11 protein-coding genes and 2 pseudogenes are annotated in these 12,766 nt (G+C 74.4%); 7 read left to right on the forward strand and 6 right to left on the reverse strand.

Features of this window, described 5'->3' with window-relative positions; genetic code table 11:
• Positions 1 to 82 precede the first annotated feature (82 nt).
• Positions 83 to 918: pseudogene (locus ACQEVS_RS27865) on the reverse strand (class I SAM-dependent methyltransferase).
• Between the two features lie 138 nt (positions 919 to 1,056).
• On the opposite strand from ACQEVS_RS27865, the gene ACQEVS_RS27870 reads away from it, so the two are divergent.
• Positions 1,057 to 1,650 (forward strand): TetR/AcrR family transcriptional regulator, encoded by a 594-nt coding sequence (locus ACQEVS_RS27870; protein WP_433024677.1) that lies wholly within the window; start codon positions 1,057 to 1,059, stop codon positions 1,648 to 1,650.
• Between the two features lie 38 nt (positions 1,651 to 1,688).
• Here the strand turns inward: ACQEVS_RS27870 and ACQEVS_RS27875 are convergent, their stop codons facing one another.
• Positions 1,689 to 2,363 carry a TetR/AcrR family transcriptional regulator gene (locus ACQEVS_RS27875; protein ID WP_433024679.1) on the reverse strand — a complete coding sequence of 225 codons (675 nt, stop codon included), beginning with the start codon at positions 2,361 to 2,363 and terminating at the stop codon, positions 1,689 to 1,691.
• Between the two features lie 163 nt (positions 2,364 to 2,526).
• Between ACQEVS_RS27875 and ACQEVS_RS27880 the strand changes: the two are divergent.
• Positions 2,527 to 3,158 (forward strand): annotated as a pseudogene (locus ACQEVS_RS27880) (SRPBCC family protein).
• Positions 3,159 to 3,259: 101 nt separating this feature from the next.
• Here the strand turns inward: ACQEVS_RS27880 and ACQEVS_RS27885 are convergent.
• A complete protein-coding gene (locus tag ACQEVS_RS27885; RefSeq protein WP_433024681.1) occupies positions 3,260 to 3,796 on the reverse strand; it encodes a quercetin 2,3-dioxygenase in 537 nt (178 codons plus the stop codon).
• A 204-nt stretch (positions 3,797 to 4,000) separates the two neighbouring features.
• Here ACQEVS_RS27885 and ACQEVS_RS27890 point away from each other — a divergent pair, with 204 nt between their 5' ends.
• Positions 4,001 to 4,201: a MarR family transcriptional regulator gene (locus ACQEVS_RS27890; protein ID WP_433024683.1), complete on the forward strand. Its 201-nt coding sequence runs from the start codon at positions 4,001 to 4,003 to the stop codon at positions 4,199 to 4,201.
• A 325-nt stretch (positions 4,202 to 4,526) separates the two neighbouring features.
• Here the strand turns inward: ACQEVS_RS27890 and ACQEVS_RS27895 are convergent, their stop codons facing one another.
• Positions 4,527 to 4,877, reverse strand: a complete 351-nt coding sequence (locus tag ACQEVS_RS27895; RefSeq protein ID WP_433024686.1) for a VOC family protein — start codon at positions 4,875 to 4,877, stop codon at positions 4,527 to 4,529.
• Positions 4,878 to 5,223: 346 nt separating this feature from the next.
• Between ACQEVS_RS27895 and ACQEVS_RS27900 the strand changes: the two genes are divergently transcribed.
• Together ACQEVS_RS27900 and ACQEVS_RS27905 are read left to right on the forward strand one after the other, a co-directional pair.
• The gene (locus ACQEVS_RS27900; RefSeq protein WP_433024689.1) at positions 5,224 to 6,564 is read left to right on the forward strand and encodes a pyridoxal phosphate-dependent aminotransferase; all 1,341 of its coding nucleotides are present in this window, start codon (positions 5,224 to 5,226) and stop codon (positions 6,562 to 6,564) included.
• 400 nt (positions 6,565 to 6,964) lie between these two features.
• On the forward strand, positions 6,965 to 8,098 hold the full coding sequence (locus ACQEVS_RS27905; protein ID WP_433024692.1) for an MBL fold metallo-hydrolase: 1,134 nt from the start codon (positions 6,965 to 6,967) through the stop codon (positions 8,096 to 8,098).
• Between the two features lie 402 nt (positions 8,099 to 8,500).
• Here the strand turns inward: ACQEVS_RS27905 and ACQEVS_RS27910 are convergent, their stop codons facing one another.
• A complete protein-coding gene (locus ACQEVS_RS27910) occupies positions 8,501 to 9,028 on the reverse strand; it encodes a GNAT family N-acetyltransferase (protein WP_433024695.1) in 528 nt (175 codons plus the stop codon).
• 116 nt (positions 9,029 to 9,144) lie between these two features.
• On the opposite strand from ACQEVS_RS27910, the gene ACQEVS_RS27915 reads away from it, so the two are divergent.
• Positions 9,145 to 9,936: an SGNH/GDSL hydrolase family protein gene (locus ACQEVS_RS27915; RefSeq protein WP_433024698.1), complete on the forward strand. Its 792-nt coding sequence runs from the start codon at positions 9,145 to 9,147 to the stop codon at positions 9,934 to 9,936.
• Between the two features lie 15 nt (positions 9,937 to 9,951).
• Here ACQEVS_RS27915 and ACQEVS_RS27920 read toward each other — a convergent pair whose 3' ends face one another.
• Positions 9,952 to 10,821 carry an SAM-dependent methyltransferase gene (locus tag ACQEVS_RS27920; protein WP_433024701.1) on the reverse strand — a complete coding sequence of 290 codons (870 nt, stop codon included), beginning with the start codon at positions 10,819 to 10,821 and terminating at the stop codon, positions 9,952 to 9,954.
• Between the two features lie 499 nt (positions 10,822 to 11,320).
• Here ACQEVS_RS27920 and ACQEVS_RS27925 point away from each other — a divergent pair, with 499 nt between their 5' ends.
• Complete coding sequence (locus tag ACQEVS_RS27925) at positions 11,321 to 12,760, forward strand: amino acid permease (RefSeq protein ID WP_433024704.1); 1,440 nt, start codon at positions 11,321 to 11,323, stop codon at positions 12,758 to 12,760.
• Positions 12,761 to 12,766: the final 6 nt, after the last annotated feature.

Below are 12,766 nucleotides of genomic sequence, written 5' to 3' on the forward strand. Positions count from 1 at the left end.
ATGGCCGACCCGGCAGTCACGCGGCCGACTTTAGTGGATCTTCAGTCGGCGCGGCAAGCGGCAGCAGGTGGTTGGCGAGGTGTCAGGTGCGGTTGGCCGTGACCGCCACAGTCGCGTACCGCAGCGTGAACGATCCCCCCATCCCGTCGACAGCCGCGCCGACGCCGGCCAGCACCCGTTCCAGAACCTCCGGCGCGAGACCGGTGTGGCCGCCCGTGGTGGGCAGTTGATCCAGCCACTCGTCCCGGGTGTACGTCCGCTCCCAGCCGAACCGCCACCGCTCCGGCGGGCCGAACGCGCCCGTGCCCCGGACGCCGTCGGCCGCCCGCGCGCAGAGCGGCTCGTAGGGGCGGGGCCGGCCGTCCACTGGCGGGCGGCGAGCGAACCGGGCAGCAGCCGGTCGTAGACCGCGGCGAACGTCTCCGCCACCTCGGGCGACGGCAGGGCCACGTTCCAGAACACGGCCAGCCGGCCGCCCGGCCGCAGCGCTTCGGCGGCCTTCGCCGCGCCGGCGGCGGGGTCGATCCAGTGCCAGGACTGGCCGGAGACGACGGCGTCGAAGGCCCGGCCGGCGGGGTCCCAGGTCTCGAAGGTGGCGGTCTCCACGGTGAGTCCGCCGCGCCGCGCCCAGGCGGCCATCCGGTCATCGGCCTCGACGCCGAGCACGCGGTGGCCGGCCGCGCGGAACTGCCGGGCGACGATGCCGGTTCCGGTGCCGACGTCGAGGACGTCGAGGACGTCGAAGGTATCGGGGGCGTCGGGGGTTACGAGGGTGCCGGGGGTGTCGAGGGCGTCGGGGAGCCCGCGTACCTCGCGGTGGCCGGAGTTCGCGGCGGTGATGCGGCGGATCAGCGCGACGGGATAGCGGGGGCGCGTCCGGTCGTAGCGCTCGGGGTCCATGCCGAACGACTCCGCGATGCGGCGGGCAAGATGGGGCGCGTGAGGTGAGGGATGTGCTCCCTCGGGCAAGGGAGTGGGCATGTGCCCACTCTAGTGGGCGAGCGCCCACTCGTCAGGGGGTCGACCGGAGCGGAAGCGGAAAGGGAATGGTGCGCGATGCCGACGGGCGTGGCCATGCGGGATGCGCGGGAGCAGCTGTTCGACGCGGCGGAACGGGTCCTGCTCCGGGACGGGCCCTCCGCGCTGACCAGCAGGGCGGTCACCGCCGAGGCGGGGTGTGCCAAGGGCGTCCTGCACCGGCACTTCGCGGACTTCGACGCGTTCCTCGCCGAGCTCGTGCTGGACCGCGTCCGGCGGATCGAGGAGCAGGGCGCCGTCCTGCGCGCCTCCGCCGGGACGGGCGACCTCACCGGCCGCCTCGCCGACGCGCTCACCGGGCTGTTCGAGACGGTCGCGGTGGCGATCGTCGGGCTCGTCACCTCCCGGGACGGGCTGCGGGCCCGGCTGCGCCGCGAACGGCCCACCGGTGTCCCGCTCCTGACGGACGCGGCGGCCGTGCTCGCCTCGTACCTCGCCGCCGAGCGCCGACTCGGCCGGCTCGCGCCCGACGCCGACGTCGAGGTCCTCGCCCCGACGCTCATCGGGGCGGCGCACCTGCTCTTCGCCGACCGTACGGGCCCGCCGCCCGGGGCGGCCGCGGTGCGCAGGACCGTCGCGGCGGTCGTCGGCGGCGTGCTGCGGGAGGGGTGAGGTGGGGATGGGTGAGGTGAGGGATGGGGCGGGGCGGGTCAGGGCCGGGGGCGCAGCGAATCCTCCAGTTCGGCCGCGTAGAGGAGGGCCGGGTCGAAGCCCATGGCCGCGAAGTGGCCGGAGAGTTCGAGTGACAGGACGCCGTGCAGCCGCGTCCAGAGGGCCAGGGCCCGGTGGAGGGCGGCGGGCGGGGCGGGGTGGTCGCCGGCCCAGGCGCGGTGTTCCGCCAGGTGGGCGCCGAACGGGGTCGCTGGCGCGTCCTCGGAGTCGAGCGGCGCGCACGCGTCGAGCAGGACGGCCATGATCTCGTCGGAGATCCCGGTGATGTCTTCCGGCGCCCGGTAACCGGGCACGGGGGTGCCGAAGATGAGCAGGTACCGCTGAGGATCCTCCAGAGCCCAGGCGCGCAGAGCGTGGGCGGGACCGGCCGGTCCGGCCCCGGAGGCGGCGCGGATCGTGTCGGCGAGGCCGCGGTACGCGTCCCGGACGAGTTCGGTGATCAGTTCGTCCCGGCCGGCGAAGTAGCGGTAGAGCGCGGGGCCGCTCATGCCCATCCGCTTGGCGATGGCGTTGAGGGAGAGCGCGGAGGCGCCGGCCGTGGCGATCTGCTGCCAGGCGTGCTGCTTGATCTCGGCGCGTACCTGCGCGCGGTAGCGCTCGCGGGGGGAGCCTGCGGCTGCCTCCGTCACGGGCTGATTCCCCTCCGCCGTCATGCGCTGTAGCCCCTCCGTGCCGGTGTAGTTGGGGAGTTGAGCGTCCGTTAGAAGGTATCACGTCGGCTATTGCCCTTCCCTGCGCGTGGCGTTATACCTTCTAACGAACGTGTGAGCCCCTAGTTCGTCGATCGGTCTGATCCGTCCTGCCATGGGGAGTGCCATGTCCGGCTTCATCAGCGCCCGTGTCCGTACCGCCGCCCTGTTCCTCGCCGCCGTCGTCCTCGGCGCGACCGCCGCACCGGCCGGGGCCGCCCCCTCCCGCCCCACCGGGTCCCTCGCCTGCCGGGGGAAAGGCGTCGACCCCCGCGCCGTCGTCCGCCATCGGACGGAGGCCGTGATCCACGCGCCGCTGCGCACCGTCTGGAAGCTGCAGACCGACGTGGAGCGGTGGCCGTCCTGGCAGGGGGCCGTCGCGAGCATGGAGCGGCTCGACGACGGCCCGTTCCGGACGGGTTCGGCGTTCCGCTGGACGACGCCGATCCCGCCCAATCCTTCGACCCCCGCCACCAGTCTGGAGATCACCTCGACCGTCGAGCAGCTCCGCCGCGGTTCCTGCCTGCGGTGGACCGGGCCGGCGGTGGGGGAGGGGCTGCGCATCGACGGCGTGCACGTCTGGAACTTCACGCCGGTCAAGGGGGTGTCCGGGTGAGCACCGAGGAGACGCACGCCGGTGCGGAGGTGGAGGCGAACGCGCCTGCGGCCACCGAGATCCTCCGCACGGGGCTGGAGGCGTGGCTGCGCGATCTCAAGGCTGCTGCGGAACTCCGCGCTCGCGGAGGTCACTTGGGGTGAGCGCCGCCTGTCGGTCGCGTCTGTCGACCGCGTCCGTCGGCTGCGTTCGTCAGTCGCGCCCGTCGGCCGTGTCCGTCGGCTGTGTTCGCCTGACGCGTCCGTCAGCCGGTCGTCCACCTGTGGTCGGGGAGGAAGTGGACGTCGTACTGCCCGGGGACGGTGGCGAACTTCCCGGGCTCCGGGCCGACGGGCTCGCGCGGCAGGCCGAGCCCGTCGGCGGGGCGCCGAGGGGTTCGAAGAACCGCTCGGACGTGCCCCGGGGGCCGGCGGTGACGCCGACGACCCGGCTGTGGTGCCGCTCCATGCGGTACGCGTGCGCCGAAGTCGCCGGGGGTCAGCAGCTTTTCTTGCTGCCGGCCCCCGGTGTCCTCGACGAAGAGGCGGACGGCGCCCGCCGTGACGTGGAAGACCTCGTAGGTGTCGGCGTGTACAAGGGCCGGGATGAGGTCGCTCTTCGGGCCTTCCACGGTGAAGAAGTCGAAGGTGTTCTCGGTCTGTTCGCCGCCCGTGTAGACGGTGATGAGGTCGCCGAAGAGGTGGGCCCGGTCGCCCTCCGCCTTCTCTGTGAAGTACGGCGTGCCGGGCTCGGCGGGTATGTGTGATGCCTTCCGGTAGCGGGTGGCGTACTCGATGGTCATGGGGTTTTCCGGGGGTGGGGGCGGGGGCGGCCTCGTCGGATGGGAAGGTCAGGTGGCCTGACTTGGTTGGGGGTGGCGGGCAAGTCGCCGCCCCTCGCTGGTTGCCCTTGCCCGACTCCGTCCCTTGTGAGGAACCGGTGCGCCGCAGCCTTTCCCAACTCCTCGGCGTGGGGCGCCGATGGTTCGACGGGGGGGCTGGCCGCCATGGAGGCGTCCGGCGGCACGCCCGTGTCCCCGGCGCAGGTGCAGCTCTTCTCCGTGCTGGATCCGGAGAGCGCGACCGTCTCCGAACCGGCCCGGCGGATGGGCGTCACCCGGCAGACCGCACACCAGGCCGCGTACGGGCTGATCGCCGCCGGCCAGTTGGAGCAGGTCCCCGAGCCGGGTTCGCTTGGCGGCGCATGATGCGGCGTACGGAGGAGGGGGAGCGGGCAGTGCATCGACTGGCGGCGTCCGTGCCGGGCCCGGCTGGAGGAGCGGCTGGCCGAGCGGATCGGGGGTGAGGCGGTCGCCGCGTTGCGGGGGGCCTTGAAGGCGGGTGGGGGGAGCCGCCGGTGCTCGGGTGAGCCCCTGCGGGGGGCTGTTCCTTGGTCCCTCCTCCGGAAAGGGCGCCTACGCTTTGCCGGTTCCCGGGGCCGGCGCCCCGGGCCCCGGAACCGCGTTCCGCGCGGTCGTCCTCAAGCGTCGGGCGGGCTGCACGCGGCCCGCCCGGCGCTCGCGCGCGGAAGCCTCAACTCCGCGCCCGGTCCACGTACTCGAATACCGACCCGTCAGGATGCCGAGCCACCAGATTCCGCCCGATGGGCGTCGGCAACGGTCCGGCGATGATCTCCGCGCCGACCGCCTTCAGGTCGCGGACCGCCTCGTCCACGTCCGTCACCGCGATGGTCGCGGTGATCTTCCGCAGGATCGACAGTTCCGCCTCGGGGCCGCTCATCAGGAAGAAGCAGCCGACCGCGGCGACCGCCACGCCGCCCCGCCGGAAGCGCACCGCTTCCGTGCCGGTCAGTCGTTCGTAGACGGCGATCGCCGCCTCCAGATCGCCGACGCACACCCTTAGCGAAGTCCCGAGAATGTTCATGGCAGCCAGGCTAGTTGTCCTGGGGCGGTGCGGAAGACGGCCTTCGGCCGCCGAACTCCCGTTCCTTGAACCTGAGTTCGTGAGCGGCGCGCGCTGCGGTCGGAGCGCCCCCGTCCTCTTCCCGGGCGTCCCGCCCGTCGGGCATGGTGGTCCTCCCGCGCCCCTTCGCCCGCCCCCGGCGGCCATGCCCCGTCGCGTCCCGTGGTCCGGCCGTCACCCGCCCGCCCGTGTCAGGCGGCCGTGCACCGCGGTGATCTGCGAAGGTGGACGGAAAAACGTCTGCGGAAAAGCTCCGCCGGACAAGCGGGCGCGGCGGATGGTGATCCGCGGGACGGAGGTGCGCAGGATGCAGGAGAGCGACTCGTGCGCATCCCCAGGGGCCGCGGCTTCCCCAGGGCCCCCGGCCTCTCCCGGGTCTCCGGCTTCCCCCGGGTGTCCTGCGTCCCCCGAGCCCTCTCCGTCCCCCGAGCCCCCCGGGCCCCTTGCTCCTCCCGCCTTCCCCGCCGCCGAGCGCGGGCTGCCCGTCCCGGCCGAGCTGCGCGAGCGGTTCGCCGAGGCCGCGTCCCGGACCGGGCCCGAGCCCGTCGGCGGCGGGCCCGAGCTGCGGGCGGCGGCCTGCGGGTACTGGGCCCGGCGGGGGCCGGGCGCGGACCCGGACCGTTCCGACGTCCTCGCCGCGCCCGGCGCCCAGCCGCTGCTGCTGGCCCTGCTGGCCTCCGCCGGCGGCGAGGTGCTGCTGACCCGCCCCTGCGCGGCCTGGTACGCGCCGCTCGCCCGGCTCGCCGGCCGGCTGGCGTACCACGTGCCCGTCACCGCCGAGGCCGGCGGCGTCCCCGATCCCGTCGCCCTGCTGGAGACCGTCCGCAGGATCCGCGCCGAGGGCGGCAGGCCGAGGTTCCTCGTCCTGTCGGTCGCCGACGACACCACCGGCACGGTCGCGCCGCCGGAGCTGGTGCACGAGGTCTGCGAGGCCGCGGCCGGCGAGGATCTGACGGTCGTCAGCGACGAGACATGGCGGGACGTCCGCCATGACCCGCACGCCACCGTCTTCGTCGGGCCCGCCGAGATGTACCCGGAGCGCGTGGTGGTCCTCACCGAGCTCGCCGGTACCCTCCTGCCGGCCGCCTGGCCGGCCGCGTTCGCCCTGTTCCCGAGGTCCGGTCCCGGGCCCGTGCTGCGCGCCCGGGTGGCGTCCGTCCTGGACGCGCTGCGCGCCGAACTCGCCCCGCCCGTCGCCGTCGCCGCCCGCTGGGCGCTGACCGAACCGCCCCCCGTCCGCGAGCACACCGCCACCGCCGCGCGGCTCTACGGACGGATGTCCGCCGCCGTCCTGGAGCGGATCACCGCGGCCGGGGCGCTCGCCCGCCCGCCGCAGGCCGGCCCCCACCTCTACGCCGACCTCGGCGAGCTGCGCACGGGCCTGGCCCGGCGGGGCGTCACGGACTCCGTCGAGCTGGAGGCGCACCTCGGCGCGGTGCTCGGCCACCCGGTCCCCGGAGGCCACCGCTTCGGGGACGACCCGGACGCGCTGCGCGTCCGGCTCTCCGCCCTGCCGTTCCTCGGCACCGGCGACGAACCGCGGCAGCGCGCCCTCGACTCCCCGGACCCGCCGGCCCTGCCGGAGGTCGCCGAGGCGCTGGCCGGCCTGGAAGCGGCGTTCCGCGCCCTGGCCGGCACCGGAAGGTGAGCGGGCGCGGACGGGGGAGCCGGTACCGGCGCGTGGGCCGACCGAGGCATGTGAGGTGGCCGAGGTGCTTGAGGCGCCTGGGACCACCGGGGCGCGTGAGGTGTGTGGACCGGCCGGGGAGCGTGAGGCACGTGAGCTGGGCAAGGTGCGGGAGACGTGTGAACCCGCCGCCGGGGTGCGTGAGCCGGCACCGGCGCGTAGGCCGGCCGGGGCACGTGGGCCGACCGCGGCATGCGGGCCGATCAGGGCATGCGGGCCGGCTAGGGCGCGCGAGCCTCCCGGGGCCCGCGAGCGGGTCGGGGCACGCGAGCCGGCAGCCGAGGTTCCCGACCATCGACGACGAGCGTGCCGCCGCCCCCGCCCCGCGCCGGTACTTCGGTCCCCCGAACGGAGCCCTTCGATGACCGAGCAGACTGAGCGCCCCCTTTCGGAACCCGAGCGCCCCCTCTCGGGACCTGAGCGCCCCCTCTCGGGACCCGAGCGCGCCCTCTCGGGACCCGAGAGCCCCCTCCCGGAACCGCGTCCGACGGGGGAGGTCCGCACCTGGCCGCGGTCCTTCGCCGACCGGCTCACCGCGCCGCTGCCCGGCGTCCGGGCGCTGGCCCGGCTCGCCCGGGAGGGGATGCTGCGGCCGGGTGCCGAGGCGCTGCGGGAGGTCCCCGGGCTGCCCGTCACGCCCGGCCCGCCCCCGGTCGTCAACGCCGCCGCGCTCGCCGTCACCTGGGCCGGGCACGCCAGCTGGGTGATCGCCGTCGGCGGGCTCACCGTCCTCACCGACCCGGTGTGGTCCCGGCGGATCCTCGGCACCCCGCCCAGAATTACGCCGGTGGGCGTCCCCTGGGGGGACCTGCCCCGGGTGGACGCCGTCGTCATCAGCCACAACCACTACGACCACCTGGACGCCCCCACCCTCAAACGGCTTCCGCGCCACACCCACCTCCTGCTTCCCGCCGGTCTCGGCCGCTGGGCGCGGCGGCGCGGCTTCACCCGGGTCACCGAGCTGGACTGGTGGGAGGCTGTCGAACTGCCGGGCGCCGCCGGGCCCGTCCGCTTCGACTTCGTGCCCGCCCACCACTGGAGCAAGCGGACGTTCACCGACACCTGCCGCTCACTGTGGGGCGGCTGGGTGCTCACGGCCCCGGACGGCCGGCGGGTCTACTTCGCCGGCGACACCGGCTACGGCCACTGGTTCGGGCGCATCGGCGCCCGTTACCCGGGCATCGACGTGGCGCTGCTGCCGATCGGCGCCTACGCGCCGCGCTGGATGCTGGGGCCGGTCCACACGGATCCGGAGGAGGCCGTCCGGGCCTGCCTGGACCTGGGCGCCCGGGCCATGGCCCCGATGCACTGGGCCACTTTCCTGCTGTCCGCCGAACCGCCGATGGAGCCGCTGCGCCGGGTGCGCGCCGCCTGGCGGACGGCGGGCCGGGACCGTAACGACCTGTGGGACCTGCCGGTCGGCGGCTCCCGGGTGCTGGAGGGGGTGGCGGGACCGGAGAGCACGTGGCGGGCGCGGGGCGGCGCCGTGCAGTGAACTCGCCCGGACTCACCGCACGGGCGCACCTCCCGCTCACTGCCGTGCGAGGGAGAAGGGGCGTGGCCGCGGGGGCGGCCTTTTCACGGTAGGCACGGCTGGAAAGCGGTCACGAGCGGTGGTTGGGGAGGGTGGGGTGGTTGAGGGTGCCCCGGCCCACCCCCAGAAAGAGCACCCCCCTCAGAGGAGGCATCCCCCAGAGGGGGCACCCCCACTTCACCGTCTCCGCGAGCAGTTTCCCGCACCTCCCTGAGCGCGTCTGCGGCGCGCGCGTCCTCAAACGCCGAACAGGCTGAAAAGCCAGGCCGTTCGGCGTTTGAGGACAACCGGGCGGAGCGTGATTCCGGGACCTGGGGGCGCAGGCCCGGGACTCGGCGAAGGGGAGGACCGGGGCACGTCTCCCTACGGCCGAGCCTCCAGCACGTGCACCCGAAGGGGCGCCCCCGACAAAGGATGTCTCGTCTCCCGCTCGCACCGCATCCCGAGCTTGCGCATGACGCGCTCCGACGCGTCGTTGCCCACCGCGTGCACGCTGACGATCCGGGCCAGGCCGCGGTCGCGAAGGGCGAAGTCCAGGACGGCGCGGGCGCCTTCGGTGGCCAGACCCCGGCCCCAGAAGGGGCGGCCGAGCCGCCAGCCGATCTCGACGGCGGGCAGGATCTCCGGCAGGTAGCGGGGGACGGACAGGCCGACGAAACCGGCCAGCCGCCGGTCCTCGCGGAGTTCGGCCGCGAAGAGGCCGATGCCCTGCTCCTCCCACTCCCGTTCCCAGGCGGCGATGCTCGCGGCCGTCTGGGCTCGGTCCTGCACCGAGCCGTCCCGGATCCACCGCATCACGTCCGGATCGCCGTTGATGGCCGCCATCGGTTCGAGGTCGTCCTCGCGCCAGCGGCGCAGCGTCAGTCGCGGGGTGCGCAGGGTGATCGTCATGGAGGCATCCTGCCCACTCCGGCGACCCGTAGAGGTGAATCAGGCCACGCTTGACCGCTCTTGGGGCTCGCGGGAGTGGTAGGAACGGCGCACTGTCCACGACCCAGGGAGATCCTGTGCGTCCGACCTTCAGTGCCGCCCGGTTCGCCGCCGCCCTCGCCGTCGCCTCGTCCCTGCTCTGGTCCGCGCCGCCGCCGGCCGCCGCCGGACCACCCGTCTCGTACGCCGTGCTCGGCGACTCGTTCTCGTCCGGCGTCGGTGCCGGGCCCTACGACCCGGCGGGCGGGCTCTGCCTGAGAAGCCCGCGCGCCTACGGGCCGCTGTGGGCCGCCGCCCATGGGGTGCGGGACTTCCGGTTCCCCGCCTGCGCGGGTGCCACCAGCGACGACGTGCTGCGGAAGCAGGTCGCGGTGCTGGACCCGGGGGTGCGTCTCGTCACCCTGACGCTCGGCGGCAACGACGTGGGCTACTCCAGCGTCATGCTCGCCTGCAGCGTCGGACTGCTCGGCGCGTGCGACGCGGAGGTGGACCGGGCCGAGGCGGAGATGGACCGCTCCCTGCCCCACCGGCTGGACGCCGCGTACCACGCGATCGCCCAACGGGCCCCGCACGCGCGGGTGGTGGTGCTCGGGTACCCGCACCTCTTCGGCGCGCCCTCCTGCCTGATCCCCTCCCCGCCGAACGCCCGGCGGATGGACTCCGCGCTCGACCACCTGGACGCGGTGATCGCCGACCGCGCCCGGGCCGCGCGGTTCACCTACCTCGACGCGCGCCGGGCCTTCGCCGGGCACGGCGCCTGCTCCGGCGCGCCGTGGATCAACCCGGCCGGACCGCTGTTCTGGGAGTCGTACCACCCCAACGCGGCGGGCCAGCGCGGGTACTTCGGGGTCCTGTCGCGAGGAATCTGAGCGTGGGCGGCCGCGTCACGGCCGTCGCGGCTTCGCGGCCACCACGATCGCGTAACCGACCTCGGGCGTGGCCGCGAGCCGGTCCATCGCGTCGAGCAGGGTCCGGCGCTCCTCGCGTTCCTCCGGGGGGACGTCCGTCCCGTCCGCCCGGATGGCCGCGCAGAGGGCGCGGAGGGTCTGCGGAACGCTGTGCTCCGAGACGTCCGTGACGCTCTCGACGGCCAGTCCCGCGTCGGCGAGCAGCGCGGGGTAGTCGGCGAGCGGCAGGATCGCGGCGATCCGGTTGAGCTCGCAGAAGGTGTCGAGGGCCGGGCGGCTCGCGGTCGGCAGGGGCGCGCGCTCGACCACGTTGGCGATGGCGAGCCGGGCGCCCGGGCGCAGCGCGTCGTGGATCCGGCGCAGCACGTGCCGGGGGTCGGGCATGTGGAGGAGGGATTCGAAGAGCCACGCCCCGTCGAAGGAACCGGCGGGGAAGAGTGGCTCGGCCGCGTCGGCGAGCCGGAAGGAGACCCGGTCGGACAGGCCCTCCGCCGCCGCGGCGGCGGACGCCAGGCGGACCTGCTCGCCGCTGAGGGTGATACCGGTGACGGTGGCCCCGGTGGTGCGGGCGAGCTGGAGGGCGGGACGGCCGGTGCCGCAGCCGGCGTCCAGGACGTGGTCTCCCGGCCCGACGCCGAGGGCGTCGGTCATCAGGCGGGTCATGCGCGCGGACGCGGTGGTGACGGAGATGGCGGGGGTGGCGGAGGTGCCGGGAGTGCTCTCCGCCGGATCGGGCCAGTGGCCGAAGTGGATGCTGCCGCCGAGCAGTGCGGCGGTCCGTTCGCTGTAGCGGTCGTAGAGATCCGCGATGGCCTGGGGCGTGACGTCCCGGAAACCACTGATCATGGTGGGTCCCTCCTGCGGGTGCGAGACGGGAACGGATGGGGGACGGGGGGAACGGGTGCGAGACGGGGACGGAGAGGGGTGCGGGAACGGGTGCGAGACGGCCAAGGGGTGTGAGACGGGAAGGGGCGAGAGATCGGGGGGCGTCAGATCGGGAACGGAGGTGAACGGAGGTGATCGACCGGTCTGATCGACGAGCGTCGCCCCCGGAGACGCGGACGATCTCCCAAACGTTGCCCCCGGCTCCGGCGGCGCGCGGCCGGACGCGTCCGGCGAAACGGGACGGAAGCCGCGGCCGACTGGCCGGAACCCTCCGCACCCCCGGTCGGGACAGGGTGGACGAATCACGGCCGACGCCCTGCCGAGCTGGACCTTTTGCGGCGGAAGCCCGCCCTCCGCGGGACAAAAAAGAGCGATTTTGCGCCGCGCCCTCCACTGGTCACCATGTGCTTCTGTCGCACGTATCTGCGACCTGCCCGCAGGATGAGAGGCGCACCACCCCATGCACGAAACCGACGGCACCCCCGCGCGCCGTTTCGGCCTCCCCACGGCGATAGCGCTGGTCATGGGGAACATCATCGGCGGCGGCATCTTCCTGCTGCCCGCCTCCGTCGCCCCGTACGGCACCGTCAGCCTGCTCGCCTTCGGCGTGCTGACGGTGGGGGCCATCGCGCTCGCCCTGGTCTTCGGGCGGCTCGCGGAGCGGCATCCGCGCACCGGCGGCCCGTACGTGTACGCGCGCGAGGCGTTCGGCGACTTCGCCGGGTTCCTCTCCGCCTGGTCGTACTGGACCATGACCTGGGTCAGCAACGCCGCGCTGGCGGTGGCCGGCGTCGGTTACTTCCACGCGCTGACGGGCGGGAAGGGCTCGATGGGCACCGACCTGGCCGTGGCCCTGCTGATGCTCTGGCTGCCGGCCCTGGCCAACCTCGCCGGCACCCGCTGGGTGGGGGCCGTGCAGCTGGTCTCCACGGTCCTCAAGTTCATCCCGCTGCTGTTCGTTGCGGTCGTCGGACTCTTCTACTTCGACCCGCACAACCTGGGCTCCTTCACCGAGGGCGGCGGGAACTGGGCCGGCGGCCTGACCGCGTCCGCGGCGATCCTGCTCTACAGCTACGTCGGCGTCGAGTCGGCGGCGATGAGCGCGGGCGAGGTCCGTGATCCCGAGCGCAACGTCGGACGGGCCAGCGTGTTCGGCACCATCGGCGCGGCCCTGGTGTACCTGCTCGGCACCCTCGCGGTCTTCGGCACCGTGCCGCACGGCAAGCTGGTCGGTTCCACGGCGCCGTTCTCCGACGCCGTGGACGCCATGTTCGGCGGGGAGTGGGGCGGCACGCTGATCGCCGCGGCCGCCGTGATCTCCATCGTGGGCGCGCTCAACGGCTGGACGCTGATGAGCGCCCAGGCCCCCTACGCGGCGGCCAAGGACGGCCTGTTCCCGGCCGTGTTCGCGCGCAAGCGGCGCGGGGTGCCGACGGCGGGCGTGCTCGCCGCGTCCGTGCTGGCCACCCTGCTCACGGTGATCAACTACGTGTCGGGGGCGGGCGGGGTCTTCGAGATCCTGGTACTGGTCACCACCTTCTCCGCGACCGTGCCGTACCTGCTGGCCGCCGCCGCCCAGGTGTACTTCCTGCTCACCGGCCGGCGCGACCGGGTGCGCGCGGGCCGGCTGACCCGCGACATGGTGCTGGCGCTCGGCGCGTTCGCCTTCTCCTTCTGGCTGGTCGCGGGCGCCGGCTACAAGGCGGTCTACCAGGGCGTCCTGTTCCTCTTCGCGGGCGTGCTCGTCTATGTGTGGATGGCGGCCCGCCGGACCGGAGCTGAGACCGACGGCGCCGGGGCTGCGGCCGACAGCGCCGTGGGTGAGGCCGGCGGTGTCGGGGGCGAGGAGTCCCCAGCCGCTGCCGCGGAGCCCGCGTCGGAGGCGGCCCTCAAGAGTTGATTCCGG

The sequence above is a fragment of the Streptomyces sp. CA-181903 genome, from assembly GCF_050937075.1.
In the GTDB taxonomy this organism is placed as follows: domain Bacteria; phylum Actinomycetota; class Actinomycetes; order Streptomycetales; family Streptomycetaceae; genus Streptomyces.